14 protein-coding genes and 1 tRNA gene are annotated in these 17361 nt (G+C 62.1%); 7 read left to right on the top strand and 8 right to left on the bottom strand.

The annotated features are described in order from the left end of the window. The first annotated feature begins 200 nt into the window (after positions 1 to 200). Positions 201 to 1022 carry a serine O-acetyltransferase gene (gene cysE, locus KHO23_RS06520; protein WP_211610209.1) on the top strand — a complete coding sequence of 274 codons (822 nt, stop codon included), beginning with the start codon at positions 201 to 203 and terminating at the stop codon, positions 1020 to 1022. 198 nt (positions 1023 to 1220) lie between these two features. On the opposite strand, the gene KHO23_RS06525 is transcribed toward cysE, so the two are convergent. From KHO23_RS06525 to KHO23_RS06540, 4 genes are all read right to left on the bottom strand, one after another. Continuing rightward, complete coding sequence (locus KHO23_RS06525; protein ID WP_211610210.1) at positions 1221 to 2018, bottom strand: UDP-2,3-diacylglucosamine diphosphatase; 798 nt, start codon at positions 2016 to 2018, stop codon at positions 1221 to 1223. 47 nt (positions 2019 to 2065) lie between these two features. Continuing rightward, a complete protein-coding gene (locus KHO23_RS06530; RefSeq protein WP_074283023.1) occupies positions 2066 to 2560 on the bottom strand; it encodes a peptidylprolyl isomerase in 495 nt (164 codons plus the stop codon). A 160-nt stretch (positions 2561 to 2720) separates the two neighbouring features. Continuing rightward, positions 2721 to 3302, bottom strand: a complete 582-nt coding sequence (locus KHO23_RS06535; RefSeq protein ID WP_211610211.1) for a peptidylprolyl isomerase — start codon at positions 3300 to 3302, stop codon at positions 2721 to 2723. A gap of 48 nt (positions 3303 to 3350) precedes the next feature. Further along, positions 3351 to 4091, bottom strand: a complete 741-nt coding sequence (locus tag KHO23_RS06540; protein ID WP_211610212.1) for a tetratricopeptide repeat protein — start codon at positions 4089 to 4091, stop codon at positions 3351 to 3353. Positions 4092 to 4358: 267 nt separating this feature from the next. Here KHO23_RS06540 and cysS point away from each other — a divergent pair, with 267 nt between their 5' ends. From cysS to tilS, 4 genes are all read left to right on the top strand, one after another. Then, entirely contained in the window at positions 4359 to 5756 is a 1398-nt protein-coding gene (cysS, locus tag KHO23_RS06545; RefSeq protein WP_211610213.1) for a cysteine--tRNA ligase, read from the top strand. Positions 5757 to 5803: 47 nt separating this feature from the next. Further along, on the top strand, positions 5804 to 6868 hold the full coding sequence (locus KHO23_RS06550; protein ID WP_211610214.1) for a DNA-3-methyladenine glycosylase family protein: 1065 nt from the start codon (positions 5804 to 5806) through the stop codon (positions 6866 to 6868). A gap of 124 nt (positions 6869 to 6992) precedes the next feature. Continuing rightward, the gene (locus tag KHO23_RS06555) at positions 6993 to 7964 is read left to right on the top strand and encodes an acetyl-CoA carboxylase carboxyltransferase subunit alpha (protein WP_074283028.1); all 972 of its coding nucleotides are present in this window, start codon (positions 6993 to 6995) and stop codon (positions 7962 to 7964) included. A gap of 48 nt (positions 7965 to 8012) precedes the next feature. Next, positions 8013 to 9497 (top strand): tRNA lysidine(34) synthetase TilS, encoded by a 1485-nt coding sequence (tilS, locus tag KHO23_RS06560; RefSeq protein WP_211610215.1) that lies wholly within the window; start codon positions 8013 to 8015, stop codon positions 9495 to 9497. 84 nt (positions 9498 to 9581) lie between these two features. On the opposite strand, the gene KHO23_RS06565 is transcribed toward tilS, so the two are convergent. Next, positions 9582 to 9809, bottom strand: coding sequence for a hypothetical protein (locus tag KHO23_RS06565; protein ID WP_211610216.1), 228 nt, complete (start codon positions 9807 to 9809; stop codon positions 9582 to 9584). A gap of 77 nt (positions 9810 to 9886) precedes the next feature. On the opposite strand from KHO23_RS06565, the gene KHO23_RS06570 reads away from it, so the two are divergent. Both KHO23_RS06570 and KHO23_RS06575 read left to right on the top strand, forming a co-directional pair. After that, positions 9887 to 11137 (top strand): aspartate kinase, encoded by a 1251-nt coding sequence (locus KHO23_RS06570; protein ID WP_169483972.1) that lies wholly within the window; start codon positions 9887 to 9889, stop codon positions 11135 to 11137. Positions 11138 to 11348: 211 nt separating this feature from the next. Next, positions 11349 to 11442 (top strand) — tRNA-Ser (locus tag KHO23_RS06575). Between the two features lie 127 nt (positions 11443 to 11569). On the opposite strand, the gene KHO23_RS06580 is transcribed toward KHO23_RS06575, so the two are convergent. The 3 genes from KHO23_RS06580 to KHO23_RS06590 all read right to left on the bottom strand — a co-directional run bounded on the left by KHO23_RS06580 (position 11570) and on the right by KHO23_RS06590 (position 16550). Then, positions 11570 to 12757, bottom strand: a complete 1188-nt coding sequence (locus KHO23_RS06580; protein WP_211610217.1) for a porin — start codon at positions 12755 to 12757, stop codon at positions 11570 to 11572. A gap of 63 nt (positions 12758 to 12820) precedes the next feature. Next, the gene (locus tag KHO23_RS06585) at positions 12821 to 15244 is read right to left on the bottom strand and encodes a glycoside hydrolase family 31 protein (protein WP_211610218.1); all 2424 of its coding nucleotides are present in this window, start codon (positions 15242 to 15244) and stop codon (positions 12821 to 12823) included. Between the two features lie 19 nt (positions 15245 to 15263). Further along, the gene (locus tag KHO23_RS06590) at positions 15264 to 16550 is read right to left on the bottom strand and encodes an MFS transporter (RefSeq protein WP_211610219.1); all 1287 of its coding nucleotides are present in this window, start codon (positions 16548 to 16550) and stop codon (positions 15264 to 15266) included. Positions 16551 to 17361: the final 811 nt, after the last annotated feature.

Below are 17361 nucleotides of genomic sequence, written 5' to 3' on the forward strand. Positions count from 1 at the left end.
CAGCTTGATCCCCCCGGCGCCCCAATCGTGCCGCAGCCGACGACCTTGCCGGCAGCGTGGGCTTCCGGCAGGTTTTGCGCAATCACCCTACAATTGCTCGAAACGTTCTAAGCAAAGCTGCCGGTCTGCTATGCGGCAAGCATCCGCCGTGCGTGGTGTTTCACGCATGCGGTCCTTTCCCCCACGACACAGTCCCTGCCATGTTCACGAGACTTCGCGAAGACATTGCCACGATCCGCGAGCGCGATCCCGCCGCCCGCAGCGCCTGGGAAGTCCTCACGTGTTACCCGGGTCTGCACGCGCTCGTGCTGCACCGGCTCGCGCACGCATGCTGGCAGGCTAAACGCCGCTGGCTCGCGCGGTTCATCTCGCAGATGGCGCGTTTCATGACCGGCATCGAAATCCATCCAGGCGCAACACTGGGCCGCCGCGTGTTCATCGATCACGGCATGGGCGTCGTGATTGGCGAGACGGCGCAAATCGGTGACGACTGCACGATCTACCAGGGCGTGACGCTCGGCGGCACGTCGCTCACGCGGGGTGCGAAGCGCCATCCGACGCTCGAGCGTGGCGTGATCGTCGGGGCAGGCGCGAAGGTGCTCGGCGGCTTTACGATTGGCGCGGACGCGAAAATCGGCTCGAATGCGGTGGTGACGAAGCCGGTGCCGGCGGGTGGCACGGCGGTGGGCAATCCTGCGCGGATCATCGTTCCGGCGGCTGCCGTTGCGTCCGAGGCACAGTCCGGCGGCGCGGCGCGCGACGCCAAACGCGCGTCCGGACGCAGCGCGTTCTGCGCATACGGCATCACACCGAATGCGGACGATCCGGTGTCGCTGGCGATTCACGGCCTGATCGATCACGCCGCCACGCAGTCGAAGCGCATCGACGAAATCGTCGACGCGCTGGAGCGGCTGGGAACGAGTCTCGAAGGGCTGCAAGGCGCCGATGCGGCGCTGCTCGACTTGCGGCGCCTGTCGGCCGCGATTGCAGGAAAGGTGGAAGGGGTCGGGGCGGAGCGCTAATCCTCCATTGGATGCGCGGGAACATCCCGCGCGCGACGCCGGACGAATCACGTCCACGTCCACGTCCACGTCCACGTCCACGTCCACGTCCACGTCCACGTCCACGTCGATGCGCGTGCCGGCAGAGCAAACAGCCATTCGCCGTCACCTGACGTGGTCGATGCACATCGCCAGTCACCGGCACCTGGCGCGCGCCGATCAATCCAGCGGCAGCGCCCGAATCCCTTCCGCGTCGATTCGCAGATAACCGCCGCGGCGCTCGCCGTGGTCGAGATCCCAATCCGGCAACACCCAGCGCATGCCGCCCGGCTCGCGGTGCCGCGCCGGCCGGTGCGTGTGCCCGTGAATGATCGTGGCCGTTTTCGACGACTTGAATAATGCGGCGACGGCCTTCTTCGTCACGTCATACTTCGGCGAAACCGGGCGCGAGCGGCCTTGCTCACTTTTCGAACGCATATTCTCCGCAAGCGCCTGACGCCAGCGAAACGGCCACGCGAGAAACAGCATCTGCGCCAAACGGTTGCGCGCAAATGACCGGAAAAATTGATAGCCGCGATCCGCGGTGCAGAGACCGTCCCCATGCGCGAGAGTGATACGCGTGCCGAATGCGGTGATCACGAACGGATCGGGCAGCCAGATCGCGCCGGCGGCTTTCATGAAGCGCTTGCCAAGCAGGAAATCGCGATTGCCGTGCATGATGTAGAGCGCGATGCCGCGCTCCGACAACGTGTGCAGCAACGCCGCCATTCGCGCGACGAACGGCTCGACGAGCATGTCGTCGCCGATCCAGTACTCGAACAGATCGCCGAGAATGAAAACCGAATCGGCCTGCTCGGCCGTGACACGAATGAAGTGCTCGAACGCGGCGACCGTGTGCGGAATCGCCTCGCTCAGATGAATATCGGAGAGGAGAAAAAACGGGCGTGCGGCGTGCGGGCGTTTGCCCTCGCCAGGCACGCCCGCGGCGACGCTTCGCAGCGGCGTTTCTTGCAGCATTGAAGGTGCCTGATGTCAGTTCGAACGGGTTTGCCCTTTTCGGACGCTTAGTCGACGATCACAGCTTTTTCGATCACGACGTCGTCGGCCGGCACGTCCTGATGGAAGCCCTTCGAACCCGTCTTGACCTTCTTGATCTTCTCGACGATGTCCATGCCATCGACCACCTTGCCGAACACGGCGTAACCCCAGCCCTGCGGCGTCGGCGAGGAGTGGTTCAGGAAGTCGTTGTCGTTCACGTTGATGAAGAATTGCGCGGTTGCCGAATGCGGGTCGTTCGTACGAGCCATCGCGACCGAGCCGTTGACATTCTTCAGGCCGTTGTTCGCTTCGTTGGTGATCGGCTCAGCCGTCGGCTTCTGCTTCATGCCGGGTTCGAAGCCGCCGCCCTGGATCATGAAGCCGTCGATCACGCGGTGGAACACCGTGTTGTCGTAGTGACCGGCCTTCACGTAGTTGAGGAAGTTCTCAACCGACTTCGGCGCCTTCTCGGCGTCCAGTTCGAGTTTGATGACGCCGTGGTTCGTGTGCAGTTCAACCATGATGGAATCCTTTGATGAACGGGGTGGGTAAAAGGCGTGGCCGCCCGTCATGCGAGTTGCGATGACGGCGGGCCGCGCCGGGGCATAGAGTTAATGTTGACTTCTTGTGCAGTGTGCCAGGTGCTGCTTTTTTGTTCTGCTTTTGATCTGCTTTGATCGGTTACTTGCCGACAACCGTGGCCGATTCGATCACGATCGCCTTTTGCGGCACGTCGCTCATCGGCCCACGCGAGGTGGTAGGCGTGCCTTCGATCTTCTTCACCACATCCATGCCGCTTGTGACCTTGCCGAACACCGCATAACCGTTGCCGTCCGGATTCGGATAGTCGAGGCCGGCATTGTCCACCGTGTTGATGAAGAACTGCGCGGTAGCCGAATTCGGATCGCTGGTGCGTGCCATGGCGAGCGTGCCGGCGGTGTTCTTCAGACCGCTACGGCTTTCGAGCGGAATTGGCGCGCGCGTGGGCTTCTCGGCGAAGCTTTGCGTATAACCGCCGCCCTGAATCATAAAGCCGCGAATCACGCGATGGAAAATCGTGCCGCTGTACTGGCCGGATTTCACGTAGTCGAGGAAGTTGGCGACGGTTTTCGGCGCTTTCTCAGGATACAGCTCGACGCGGATGTCGCCTTCCGTGGTCTTGAAGAGGACGGACGGATGCGCGGCCTGCGAACCGGACTGGGCAAAAGCGGGGGCGTTTGCGATCAGGGCGGCGCTGCCGAGCGCCAACATCAACCATTTCATGAAGATCCTCAGGGTTGGAAAAAAGTATGGGCGAAAATAGCGGCAGCCTTACTGCGACGGCGCCATATAGGGTGGCATGGCGAGCGAGCCATTTGCACCGCCGAACTGGAAGCTCGGTGTTTGCGTCATGTCCGAGGTAGCGCGCGGGGCGCTGGCCTCGACAGGCGCGGCGGCTTTTTTCACCGGCGCGGAGCCCTTGGGCGGCGAGACGATCTTCTGGATGTCGACGAGGCGTTGCGTGGTCGTGGCGCTCGCTTTACCGAGGCCCTGCGCGCGCCGGTACGCTGCGTCGGCCATGCGCAGATACAGGTCGCCGAGATTCTCGTACGCGAGACCGTAGCTCGGATTCACCTTGGTCGCGGTTTCGAGTGCAGCACGCGCTTCGTCATAACGACCGTGCTTCGCATAGAGCGCAGCCAGGTTGTTATACGGTTCCGGCAGTTCCGGATACAGTTGCGTGAGTTCGGTGAAGGCGGTGATCGCTTCGTCGTCGCGATTCAGATGGGCCAGCACCGTAGCGCGCTTGAATTTTGCTTGCGCGTCGTGCGGATTCGAGGCGATGCGCGCGTCGAGTTGGGTGAGCGAGGCTTGCCAGTTCTTTTGCGCAATCGACGCGTCGATCTCCGGCGTGTTGTCGCGCACGGCGGGACCTTGCGGCATCGTGGGGGCCTTCTGCGCGTAAGCAGAGGCGGCCGGCAAGACCGTGAGGGCGATGGCCAGCGAGACGCCACTAAAGGCCGTCGCGGCGAGGGTCGCAGCGCTGCGCGCGCGGCCGCTGGAAGGTTTCATAGGCTCAGGTCTGGATGTTATACTCCGACCCATTCTAACAAAAGGTCTGCGCGTTCCGTCGAACCGCAAACTGTCTTTTCGCCACTCGTGGTCGTCTCCGCCTTGATCGCAGCCTGACCGCCGCACCAGGTGCACCGGTTTTGCTGTGCGTGCTGCAGTACAGAGCGGCAGTACAGGACACACCCGCCGTCTTCTCGCGGGGTGCCTCATGCTCGAAAACAGCACGAAACACATTGCGGATTTCTTTCGGCCCACGCACCGTTCTCTATGGAATCACTGCGCATCTACAACACGCTCGCGCGTGACAAGCAAACTTTCGTGCCGCGGCAAGATGGCGTCGTGCGGATGTACGTCTGCGGGATGACCGTATACGACTATTGTCACGTCGGTCATGCGCGCGTGATGGTCGTGTTCGACATCGTGCAGCGGTGGTTGCGCACGCTCGGTTACGACGTGACCTACGTGCGCAATATCACGGATATTGACGACAAGATCATCCGGCGCGCAGTCGAGAACGGCGAAACGATCAAATCGCTGACCGATCGCTTCATCAAGGCCTTGCATGAAGACGCGGACGCGCTCGGCATCGAGCGGCCCGATCTTGAGCCGCGCGCTACCGATTTCATCCCGCAGATGCTCGGCATGATCGAGAAGCTCGAGGCGAACGGCTACGCGTATCAGGCGGGCGACGGCGACGTGAATTACGCGGTGCGCAAGTTCGCGGGCTACGGCAAGCTGTCGGGCAAGTCGCTCGAAGATCTGCGCGCCGGCGAACGCGTTGCCGCGAACGACGCGAAACAGGACCCGCTCGATTTCGTGCTGTGGAAGCAGGCAAAACCGGACGAACCGGCGGACACCGGCTGGGAGTCGAAATACGGGCGCGGCCGGCCGGGCTGGCATATCGAATGCTCGGCCATGGGCTGCACATTGCTCGGCGATCATTTCGACATTCATGGCGGCGGTCAGGACCTGCAGTTTCCGCACCACGAGAACGAGATTGCCCAAAGCGAAGCTGCGACCGGACAAACTTTCGTCAATTACTGGATGCACAACGGCTACGTGCAGATCGACAATGAGAAGATGTCGAAGTCGTTGAACAATTTCTTTACGATCCGCGAAGTATTGGCGCAGTACGATGCTGAGGTCGTGCGGTTTTTTATCGCGCGTGCGCATTACCGTTCGCCGTTGAATTACAGCGACGTCCATATCGATGACGCCCGCAATGCGCTAGCACGTTTGTACACTGCGCTGAAAGACGTCACGCCGGACGGCGCGGAGCTTGACTGGAACGAAGCGCATGCGCAGCGTTTCCAGGCAGCAATGAACGACGACTTCAACACACCGGTTGCAGTGTCGGTGTTGTTCGAGTTGGCAACTGAAGTGAACCGCACGCGCGACCCCGCGCTGGCCCGTCAATTGCGCTCCCTCGCGCAAGTGCTCGGGTTGCTCGGCCGAGAGCCGCGTGCATACCTGCAGCAGGCTGCGGGCGCCGCCGCGGAAGGCGCGCTCGACGCCGCCGCGATCGAAGCGAAGATCGCCGCGCGCGTGGCCGCCAAGCAGGCGAAAGACTATGCGGCAGCAGACCGGATCCGGGCAGAATTGCTTGAGGCCGGCGTTGCACTTGAAGACAAACCCGGCGGGTTGACCGAGTGGCGGCGCGTGTGAGCGCACCGCGTACTTCCCTCTGATCGACTCGCCAGGCAGGAGGCAGGATGGCAACGGCCACGAAGACGCCGGCTAAACGAGCCACGTCTCAAACAAACGCGGCAGCGGCAGCAAAGTCGGCACGAACGCCGGCTCGTGCGGCCAGCGGCGCGGTAAAGAAAGCATCGTCGAAAGCCGCCGGGGTGGCGGCGAAGACCGGCGCGGGTGCAGCCACTGCGGCGGTAGCGAGTGCCGTGAAGAAGGCTGCGGCCAAGCGCGCGCTGAACGGCGCGTCGGCACCCGTACCCGCTTCGAAGCGTACCAAAGCACCGCGAGCAAAAAGCAATGGCGCGTTGCCAGCCGAACTCGGCGGCGACGTGCAGGAACTCGCGCGCGATACGAACGAAGGCGAAGTCGTGCGCAAGACGCGTACGTCGTCGAGTGCCGGCGGCGAAGCAGCGGGTTCCGCTGAACTCGCGGTGCCGGTGCAGATCGGCGGGCTTACGCCTGAAGTCACCCGTCCGGCGTATTGGGACAAGGCGTGTGCGGACCTCGTCAAGCGCGATCGTATTCTGAAGAAGCTGATTCCGAAATTCGGTCCGGTGCATCTGCTGAGCCGTGGCGATCCGTTCGTCACGCTCGCGCGTTCGGTGGTCGGGCAGCAGATTTCGGTGGCGTCCGCGCAAGCAGTCTGGGCGAAAGTCGAGGCGGCCTGTCCGAAGCTCGTGCCGCAGCAGTTCATCAAGCTCGGTCAGGACAAGCTGACCGCGTGCGGGCTCTCGAAGCGCAAGGCCGAATACGTGCTCGATCTCGCGCAGCACTTCGTATCGGGCGCCTTGCACGTCGGCAAGTGGACGTCGATGGACGACGAAGCGGTGATCGCCGAACTCACGCAGATTCGCGGCATCGGCCGCTGGACCGCGGAAATGTTCCTGATCTTCAATCTGTCCCGCCCAGACGTGCTGCCACTCGACGACCTCGGCCTGATCCGCGCGATCAGTGTCAATTACTTTAGCGGCGAGCCGGTTACGCGCAGTGAAGCGCGTGAGGTTGCGGCAAACTGGGAGCCGTGGCGCACCGTCGCCACCTGGTATATGTGGCGTAGTCTCGATCCGTTGCCGGTCGACTACTGAACAACAAGAAGCCAGACCGTTTCAAAAGCTATCGATTGTTAAAAATTGATAGTTGAGAGATGGTTTTGACATCGGCGAGCGCGGTTAGAATACGCGCTGCCGGTAAGTCCAAGGATTACAACCAATGAAGACCACCTTTCTGGATTTCGAACAGCCGATCGCTGAACTCGAAGCGAAGATCGAAGAATTGCGCTTCGTGCAGGACGATTCGGCCGTCGATATTTCGGAAGAGATCGAGCGGCTGTCCAAGAAGAGTCAACAGCTCACCAAAGATCTGTACGCGAACCTCACTCCGTGGCAGGTTTCGCAAATCGCCCGTCACCCGCAACGCCCGTACACGTTCGATTACGTGAGCGAACTGTTCACCGATTTCCACGAGCTGCACGGCGACCGCAACTATGCGGACGACCTGTCGATCGTCGGCGGCCTCGCGCGTTTCAACGGGCAGGCCTGCATGGTGATCGGCCATCAGAAGGGCCGCGACACCAAGGAGCGCGCGCTGCGCAACTTCGGCATGCCGCGTCCGGAAGGCTATCGCAAGGCCGAACGCCTGATGCGTCTTGCCGAGAAGTTCGGCTTGCCGATCTTCACGTTCATCGATACGCCGGGCGCGTACCCTGGTATCGGCGCGGAAGAGCGCGGTCAGTCGGAAGCGATCGGCCGCAATCTGTATGTGATGGCTGAACTCAAGACGCCGCTGATCGCCACGATCATCGGCGAAGGCGGCTCGGGCGGCGCGCTCGCGATTGCCGTCGGCGATAGTGTACTGATGCTGCAGTTCTCGACCTATTCGGTGATTTCGCCGGAAGGTTGCGCGTCGATTCTGTGGAAGAGCGCCGCGAAAGCGCCGGAAGCCGCGGAAGCACTCGGCCTGACCGCGCATCGGCTGAAAGCGCTCGGTCTGATCGACAAGATCGTCAATGAGCCGCTTGGCGGCGCGCATCGCGATCCGAAGGGCATGGCCGCCATGCTGCGCCGTGCGCTCGCCGATTCGCTGCGCCAGTTCCAGGGCATGAGCATCAACGACCTGCGTCAACGCCGTTTCGAACGGTTGATGTCGTACGGCAAGTTCAAGGAAACGACGCCGGGTGCTTAAGCCCGCGCGCGTTCTCTTTCGTCCATCGGCGCTTTACGCGCTAGCGACGTGACTCCCACAGCTGATTCGCCCGCCGACCGCCTCGTTATCGAGGCGGTCGGCGTGGCGCTGTCCGCACTGCATGCGAACGTGCGCATTGCGGTGGCGTTCAGTGGCGGCGTCGATTCGAGTGTGTTGCTCGATGCGGCCGTGCGGGTCGCGGGTGCCGCGCGTTGTGTCGCGCTGCATGTGCATCATGGCCTCAGCGCTCACGCCGACGAGTGGCTTGCACGCTGCGAAGCGTTTGCACGGGAACGGGGTGTCGAATTCGCGGTTGAGCGCGTCGAGGTGCCGCGTGACGCGGGCGTCAGTGTCGAGGCCGCGGCGCGCGATGCGCGCTATCGCGCGCTGGACGCAATGTGCGCAACACGCGCCGTTCACACACTATGGCTCGCGCAACATGCTGACGACCAGGCGGAGACGGTGTTGTTGCAACTGCTGCGCGGCGCGGGCCTCGCGGGCCTTGCTGCGATGGCGCCCGAGTACTTGCCGGCGGGTGCCTGCGCGGTGCGCGTGAGGCCGTTGCTGCACCTGCTGCGTGCGCAACTCGAGCAGTATGCGAACGCTCGCGGTCTGCGCTGGATCGACGACGAATCGAACGCGGACACACGTTACGCTCGCAACGCATTGCGCCACGAGGTGACACCGGCGTTGGCCGTGCACTTTCCTGGTTTTCGCGACGCACTTGCGCGCACAGCCGCACATGCGGCATCGGCGCAACGTCTGCTCGACGCACTCGCGCGCATCGATCTGGACGCAGCCGTACGTGATGAAGGCCGCGCGCTATCGCATGACGCGCTGCTCGCCCTCGACGACGATCGTGCGCTCAACCTGCTGCGCTACTGGATGCGTACACGGGGTCTGATTGCGGCATCAGCCGCGCGCCTTACGGATGCTTTGCGCCAGTTGCGCGAAGTCGGGGAAGCCGGCGAGGGCCATAGTCTGCGTATTGATCATGCTGGGCAGGCGTTGCGCAGTTATCGCGGTCTTGTCTACTGGGAAGCGGGCGATAGCAGCGAACCCGCCGACGAAACCGCGCTCGTCGAGCGCGCAGTCAGCGAACTCGCATGGCAGGGTGAAGCGATCTGGCGTTTGCCGCAATGGCGGGGCACTTTTGTCTTTGTTGCTGTGGAGGCAAATCTGGGCGGGCACGCCGCCGCGGATTCCGATGTCGACGCCGATGCCGGGCAGGGCGATCCGGATACGCTTCCCGTCAGCGTTTTACGGCGCGCATTGTTGAGCGTGCGCTCGCGCAGCGGCGGCGAGCGGATGCGCACCAGCACGGCGCCTGGCAGCCCGAGCCGCACGCTGAAAAACCTGTTTCAGGAGCGCGGCATTCCTGCATGGAAGCGCGACGTGCCGCTGCTTTACGTAGGTGACGACCTGCTGTTCGTGCCCTTGCTCGGCCTGAACCACGCAGTGTTGTCCGAGCAGGTCAATGCGGCCGAACAACGCGTCAGGATCGTCTGGCGCGACGATCTGCTGATGGCCTGACCGTCCAGTCGGCCAAGCGGATTAGCTATCCGCCGATTCTTCGAAATAGGGCGCAAAACCGCATCGGATAAGCCTTTTCAGCCCCTAATATGGGCCATTCGACGGGTATTTTGGCTTGTCTTTTTGCGCCCGATCGGGTAATTTAGCTTGTTTGCCCGACCCGATTTCGCCGTCGCTGTCGTCGCCGTTGCCGGTTTCCGAGCGCGATCCGTCGTCTCCGGTAAGCAAGCCACTAGCGATCATTCCCGGGCAAATCCGCGCGTGCTGCACGCGCGCTGCATCTACGCCGCCACACACTTTGCCGCCGTTCACAAGACGTTGCGCTCCTGTGCTTTTGTGCGGTCGTCTCCAGCGCGCCAGCGCGGTTTATCCTCCAGTTCAGAACGACAATGGCACTCATCGTACATAAATACGGCGGCACCTCGATGGGCTCGGTCGAGCGCATCAAGAACGTCGCCAAGCGCGTCGCGAAATGGCACAAGGCCGGCCACAAGATGGTCGTCGTGCCGTCGGCGATGTCCGGCGAAACTAACCGCTTGCTTGGTCTCGCGAAAGAAATCACGAGTCAGCCGAGCCCGCGCGAACTCGATATGATCGCCGCCACGGGCGAGCAGGTCAGCTCGGGACTGCTCGCCATCGCGCTGCAGGAAGCCGGCGTCGACGCGGTCAGCTATGCCGGCTGGCAAGTGCCGGTCAAAACGGATAGCGCATTCACGAAAGCACGTATCAGCGAAATCGACGGCGAGCGCGTGCTGCGCGATCTCGACGCGGGCAAAGTGGTGGTGATCACGGGCTTCCAGGGCATCGATCCTGACGGCCACATCACCACGCTCGGCCGCGGCGGTTCGGATACGTCGGCGGTCGCGGTCGCCGCCGCGCTGAAAGCCGACGAGTGCCTGATTTACACGGACGTCGACGGTGTCTACACGACCGACCCGCGCGTGGTGGAAGAAGCGCGCCGCCTCGATCGCGTGACGTTCGAAGAAATGCTGGAAATGGCGAGCCTGGGGTCCAAGGTGCTGCAGATCCGCTCGGTGGAATTCGCCGGCAAATATCAGGTGAAGACACGCGTCCTGTCGAGCCTGACCGATCCGCTCATCCCGCTCGACGCTGAAATGAAGTCGGGCACCCTGATTACTTTTGAAGAAGACGAGACCATGGAAAAAGCAGTCATCTCGGGCATCGCGTTCCAGCGCGACGAAGCTCGTATTGCCGTGATGGGTGTGCCCGACAAGCCGGGCATCGCGTATCAGATTCTCGGCCCGGTGGCGGACGCGAATATCGACGTCGACATGATCATCCAGAACCAAAGCGTCGAAGGTAAAACCGCTTTCACGTTCACGGTCGGCCGCGGCGACTATCAGCGCGCCATGGACATTCTCACCGGGCAGGTGAAGGGTCATGTGCAGGCTGAGCAGGTACTGGGCGATCCGAAGGTGTCGAAGGTCTCGGTGGTCGGCGTCGGCATGCGTTCGCATGTGGGTATCGCGAGCACGATGTTCCGCACGTTGTCGGAAGAGGGCATCAATATCCAGATGATCTCCACTTCGGAAATCAAGATTTCGGTGCTGATCGACGAGAAGTACATGGAGCTCGCCGTGCGCGCGCTGCATAAGGCGTTCGAACTGGATCAAGCCTGATTGGCTGCGCGGGGTGGGGTTGGGTGCTCGGTTGGGTGAACAGGCGCGCCTCATCTCCGAATGCGTGACTGAACGCTCGGCCGATGTGAATAAATTGCGTCGCCGGTGACAAAACTGGCACAAAAAATGTGTGCTAGACATTGACCTTCGCGGTTCGGCCCGCTATTATCTTGGCTTCGTTGCGCTGACTCCCTGCGCAACCGAAAGTTTGGGAGACGTGGCCGAGAGGTCGAAGGCACTCCCCTGCTAAGGGAGCATCTGGGCCAAAACCTGGATCGAGGGTTCGAATCCCTCCGTCTCCGCCAGAAGTGGTAGAGAGAACCCCGCAGAGTCTAGGCTCTGCGGGGTTTTGTTTTTCAGGCTCGCGAAATGTATTTTTCCGCTCCCGAATTCTCGCAATTCAGGAGCGGGACGTTCGACCTGCTTTCAGCATCAAAACGCGTGCCGCAACCCCACCATGCCGACGAATTGCGACGGCCCTGACGACGGCGTCGTATTCTGCGAGTCGCCGACCACAGCCACGGCGTCAGTGATGCTCGTCCCAGTGCTGCCTGCCGCCACCAGCGTCTTGCCCCGCGCATGCTGATACGCCTCCAGTGCGTACAACGTGGTGCGAGTGGAGAGGTTGTACGTCTGCTCGAGCGAGATCTGCTGATAGCGCGCAGCATCGCTGATGCCATTCGCTTTGCTTGCCTGCGTATAGCTGTAACCGGCGCCGATAGTCACGGCCGGCGTGATCCTGTACGTGGAAATCACACCATATGTATTGAACACACCTTCGTCGGTGAACAGCGAACCGGAGCCCGGCGCGTATTGCACGTTCGAATAGTTCACGCCGATCATCAGGTCCTGGTGCGTGTAGCGGGCCGCCGCGGCGAGCAATTGCGCGCTGCGTGCCGTCGCGTAGCCGCTATTCACCGGCGAGTTGACGGCGTAGGTGCCGAGCGCCTGGCTGGTCGCAATGTCTTTCAGTTTCACATAGCCCACCGCGATCGCAAACGGCTGGTAGTCGTAGCGAGCTGCCGCGCTGAACTGGCTGCCGCTGGCCACGCTTCCGGGCACGCCGCCCAGGCCGTACTGCGCACTGAATTGCAAACCGGCGAGGTTCGGTGATAGGTAGGTAACCGAATTATTGAGGCGCAGCGTGGTGTCGAGCGCGTCGAGGTCGCCAGGGTGAGCGCCTGTTGCGCCCGTCAATACGCCCGTTGGCCCGAGTGCGCCGACCATCTGGAAGTACGGCGTGTACTGGCGGCCGAGTGTCACCGTCCCATACTTGTCATTGGTCAGCCCGACATACGCCTGCCGATTGAAAATGAAGCCCGCGCTACTTTGCGCGCCCGTCAGCGAGTTGAAACCGCTTTCGAGCCGAAAGATCGCCTTTGTGCCACCGCCAATATCTTCCGCGCCGAGCAGCCCGAACTTGCTCGCCTGCAGGTTGCCCTGGCTCATGTAGAAGTTGGCGTGCCCCTTCTGGTTGCTGGCATAGGCAAAGGCGTTATCGACGACGCCATACAGCGTCACGCTGCTTTGCGCCGACGCGCCGGTTGACAGCACCGCGCCCGCAAACGGCAGGCATGAAAGGACGAATGTGCGTGTACGCGAGCGCTTGAATGAGTTCATGGGTTGCGTGTCTCCGGATTGAATATGTGATCGTTGCTCTTCACGTCGGTGATACGTGCCCGGTTAGTGGGCGATGGAAATCGTCAGACATCGCCAGCCGTCGACCGTATGGTCTTGCATCAGCGCGCCGTCAACGCAGACTGCGGTGCGCACTTCGCCCTTTGGCACGAACAGGCGAACTTCCTGCTGCGGCTGCTGGATCCAGCCTTCCCGCACGATTGAAATGCGCAACGTGCTCGCATCGCTCGTAATCGAGACGTTCCAACGCCCCTGCGCACCTGTGCGCCACGCTTCGCTTTCGCCATCGTCTTCGACGCAGCCGCCGCGAGCGATGCCTGCGCCGGCGTGCGGCACAGCGATGAACGCGCGTTCGTCGGCGGGACGGCCGAAGTGTTGTTCAGCGATGTTTATCGGAATCACGCTGCCCTCACGCAGCAGCGTCGCCGGCTGCTCGAATGGGGCGGGCAGGGTCACAGTCTGACCACCTTCGAACACCTCGCCACTCCAGTACGACACCCATCGCGCGCCGGCCGGCAGATAGACATCGCGCGTCGACTGTCCCGCCTCGACCACCGGTGCAACCAGCATCGACGCGCCCAGCATCATGTCGTCGCCGTCGGCGAGACAGCGCGGATCGTGCGGAAACTCGGCGAACATCGGACGCAGTACCGGCTCGTACGCGCTGTGCGATTGCCATAGCAACTCGTACAGGTAGGGGATCAGGCGGTAGCGCAGCTTGATCAGCGCCGCCACCTGCTGCGTGACTTCGGGATGCATCCACGGTTCGTTGACCGTACCGTCGTCGTTCCAGGAATGAATGCTGAAACGCGGCAGGAAGATGCCGAAGGCGACCCAGCGGACGAACAACTCCGGACCCGGCGCCGGACCTGAGAATCCGCCAATATCGTGACCGCTGTTCGACACGCCGGACATGGCGAGCCCGAGCCCCATCTTCAGATTGAAGCGCAGCGTTTCCCACGAGGTGTAGTTGTCGCCGGACCAGGTTTGCACATAGCGTTGCATGCCGACGCCACCCGAGCGGGAGACAAGGAACGGCCGGCAGTCGGGGGCGTATTCACGCTGCGCGTCGTGCGACGCACGCATCATCAACTGCGTTTGCAGCACTTTCGCTTCGCGCGCCGGATACGGTTGGCCGAAGCCCTGGGCAATCGCGTCAGGCGACCAGATCTCGAACTCGTTGTTGTCGTTCCACGTCGCGGCGATGCCGTGTTTCAACAGGCTGTCTTTCACGCGCGCTTTCCACCAGTCGATGGTGGCGAGATTCGTGAAGTCCAGATACGCGCCCACTTCGTCCCAGAACTGGACCCACGCCGGATCGCCATCACGCGACTCGATCAGCAAGCCGGCGCGCGCCACTTCGTCGAACGCCGGGTGATCCTGCAAGAGGCACGGTTTGATGTTCGCGCACAGACGCACGCCACGTTCGAGATAGCTCTGCACGAAGCCGTCGATATCCGGAAACTTCTCGTGGTTCCAGTTGAACACATAGCGCTTCGGACCCATCGACGTGTAGCCCGACGACAGGTGGAACGAATCGCACAACACGTCGTGCTCGCTGCATCGTTCGATGAATTCGCCCATGCGCTGCTGCGCATCGGGCGCGTCGGTATAGCTCATTGTCGAGCCCGAGTAGCCGAGGCCCCATTTCGGCATCCAGGCCGGACGGCCGGTCAGCCACGTAAAGCGGCGCACCGCATGCAAGGGCGTGCCCGCGGAGGCGATGAAGTAATAGTCGAGATCGCCATGCTCGGCGACAAAGTGCCGGTAGTGGCCGTGATAGTTGTCGAGCTCGCGGCCCATGTCGAAACGGCAATCGGCGAGCGTGTCATAGAACAGGCCGAATCCTGTCGACGTTTGCGGTTGCCACGTCACGTAGAAGGGGATGTGCTTGTAGAGCGGGTCCGTAGTGCGTGCGCTATAACCCATCGCGTCGATGTTGCGCATTTCGTAGGACTGCTCCGCGCGGTTGAGCGAACCGGCGCGCTCGCCCAGGCCGACATACATCTCGCCCCGGCGACGCTCGATGTAGTGATACACGCGCTTGTCCCACCAGCCGAAGTTATACGCCTGGGTCTTCCGATCGCTCATCACGCGGTGCCACGTCGCATCGTGCAGGATGTCCCACGCGCAGAATCCACCGTCCAGTGCGAGCGTCAAACGGATGCGTGCCGTTTCAACGACAACCTGTTCAGCGTTGGCCGATACGTCGAACCTGGGGGGCGTGAAATCGCTCATGTCCCGGCGATCGCGGCCTTCGAGCGCAACGTCATCCGCGCCCGGCGCGATGGACCAGGTCCGCGGACCGTGCGTTTCGCCGTCCGGCAGCACGAGTACCCGGATGATGTCTTCGGCGAGAACGAACAGTTCCATCCGGCAGTTTTCCTGCGCGGTGAGAACGATGTGGTTGCCGGTATGGGACGACAGTGAAAAACGCGGCGGGTGTTTCAGATTCGTCAGTGAACGCATGATGTGTCTTCGAGTGAGGTCACGCAGCCGTGCTGGCGTTGTTGTCGACTTGGCGCGGACGCGCGTCGCGAGTGACGCCGCGCATCAGAATGATCAGCAAGGTGGCGCCGATGAGGTCGAAAGCGCCGAGGGCGCCGAATAGCGGCGTGTAGCCGATCGAATCGGCCAGCGCGCCGACCAGCAGCGAGAAGCCCAGGCCGCCGATCCACGCGGACATCCCTGCAAATCCGGCGACGGTGCCGACTTCGCTGGGGTCGAACACGTCGGCTGCCAGCGTATTGACGAGTGCCGAGATCATCTGATGCGCGAAGCCGCCTACGCAGAAGAGCGCGATCGCCTGATACGGCGAGGCGACGAGGCCAATACATGCCGGTCCGAGCATCATGAAAGCGCCGAGCACGACACCCGCGATGCGCGAGGCAATCAGCGGCATGCGCAAATGCTTCATCAGGAACGGCGACAGGTAGCCGCCGAAGAGGCCGCCGAGGTCGGCGGCGAGAAAGGGCAGCCACGCGAACAGTGCGATCTGCTTCAGATCCATGTGGCGTTGCGTCGCGAGGTAAAGCGGAATCCAGAAGCTGAAGGTTTGCCACGCGGGTTCCGCGAAGAAACGCGCTTGAGCGATCGCCCAGAACCGCCGCGTACGAAGTACTTCGCGGATGCTGTGCCGCTGCGGCGCGCCCGGCGTTTGGCCGCTGACGATCACCTCGCGCTCTGCCTCGCTGATACGCGCGTGATCGGCCGGCGAGCGGTACAACACATACCAGAAGGCGGCCCAGACGAAACCGAGCGCACCTGTGACCGCAAACGCGCTTTGCCAGCCATATCTCAGCGACAGGAAGACGACGAGCGGCGGGGCCAGCAGCGAACCGAGCGACGTGCCCGCGTTGAAGTAGCCCACCGCCACGGACTTCTCGCGATTGGGAAACCACTCGGCGACCACTTTCATGCCGGCCGGAATGGCGACGGCTTCCGTCAACCCCATGAGTCCGCGCAAAGCCGCCAGTGAGAGCCAGCCGCTCGCGAAACCGTGCAGTACGCCCGTCAGCGACCAGAGGCAGGCGAACAGCGCAAAGCCGAGGCGCAAGCCGATCAGATCGATGATCAGGCCGCATACGGGCTGCATGATCGTATAGCCGACCTGGAATGCGCCGACGACGTACGAGTACTGCTTGGTGCTCATGTGCAGGAGTGTCGTCAACTGCGGCGCCATCACGCCGAGGGCGTTGCGCGACAGATAGTTGACGATCGTCCCGGCGCACACGAGCGCGATGATCCACCAGCGCAAACCCATGATTGTTTTCAAAATCTGTCTCCGTACCCAATGTGTCCGCTGACTGTCCGTTGGACGGCAGGCATGCGCGAATTCGAACATTTATCGGCGTTTAGTGTCAGTCATCGTATCACTGGATGCGTCGCGGGGTACTAGGGAAAACCATGCTTTAAGTGATTGAGTTTCTTGGAATATGTGCTGAATATGGCTTCCCGTGGAGTGTTGCGAAGACAGTGAAGTCGGACGACCGGTGACATTGAAATAACGCGAAAATGTTCTTTCGAACATCAAATGTTCGATTTTGCGGTTTTGCGAATGGATGCCGCGAGACGTCGCGGCAATCGCAGCGGCGGAGTGGCTGGGGAGGTAGACCACCCCATGCCGCCTTGTGATCCGATGCGCGTTGGTTACAGAGGCGAGCGCGGATGGGAGGGAGGGTAAGAGCGATTGAGGCGAATGGAGCCGGACGGGATCTGGCGTCCGGCCAGGTCCGCTACGCGCCGCAAAATAATACTTCGATATCCTACTGATCTGGGTGCGTCGACAACACAACGGCCGCAAGGCTGATCGTGGAGCCGGCGGCTGGATTGACTGGCGCCTGCGTAGGCGGCGGCCAGAATTGCCCAGCAGCGGCGAGGGCAGTAAAAGAAGGCTAACTTGCCGACAAATGGGCGGCTAGCAGCGAGCCGGCTCGACTACGCCGCCACTACTTTTTCACCAAAACTGAGTCCAATGTAACGAGACGTAACCGGGCGGCCAGCGGCGCGATGTTATGCATCAGTTATTACAAAGTTGAAATACGCGGAGGGCTGCCTTGCGCTATATTTCGGCCAACAACACATTC

Origin of the sequence: Paraburkholderia haematera (assembly GCF_905220975.1) — a bacterium.
Taxonomy (GTDB): domain Bacteria; phylum Pseudomonadota; class Gammaproteobacteria; order Burkholderiales; family Burkholderiaceae; genus Paraburkholderia; species Paraburkholderia haematera.

Coding starts and splice junctions, on each gene's coding strand:
- cysE (WP_211610209.1), top strand. CDS start 201: ATGTTCACGAGACTTCGCGAAGACATTGCCACGATCCGCGAGCGCGAT.
- KHO23_RS06525 (WP_211610210.1), bottom strand. CDS start 2,018: ATGCTGCAAGAAACGCCGCTGCGAAGCGTCGCCGCGGGCGTGCCTGGC.
- KHO23_RS06530 (WP_074283023.1), bottom strand. CDS start 2,560: ATGGTTGAACTGCACACGAACCACGGCGTCATCAAACTCGAACTGGAC.
- KHO23_RS06535 (WP_211610211.1), bottom strand. CDS start 3,302: ATGAAATGGTTGATGTTGGCGCTCGGCAGCGCCGCCCTGATCGCAAAC.
- KHO23_RS06540 (WP_211610212.1), bottom strand. CDS start 4,091: ATGAAACCTTCCAGCGGCCGCGCGCGCAGCGCTGCGACCCTCGCCGCG.
- cysS (WP_211610213.1), top strand. CDS start 4,359: ATGGAATCACTGCGCATCTACAACACGCTCGCGCGTGACAAGCAAACT.
- KHO23_RS06550 (WP_211610214.1), top strand. CDS start 5,804: ATGGCAACGGCCACGAAGACGCCGGCTAAACGAGCCACGTCTCAAACA.
- KHO23_RS06555 (WP_074283028.1), top strand. CDS start 6,993: ATGAAGACCACCTTTCTGGATTTCGAACAGCCGATCGCTGAACTCGAA.
- KHO23_RS06570 (WP_169483972.1), top strand. CDS start 9,887: ATGGCACTCATCGTACATAAATACGGCGGCACCTCGATGGGCTCGGTC.
- KHO23_RS06580 (WP_211610217.1), bottom strand. CDS start 12,757: ATGAACTCATTCAAGCGCTCGCGTACACGCACATTCGTCCTTTCATGC.
- KHO23_RS06585 (WP_211610218.1), bottom strand. CDS start 15,244: ATGCGTTCACTGACGAATCTGAAACACCCGCCGCGTTTTTCACTGTCG.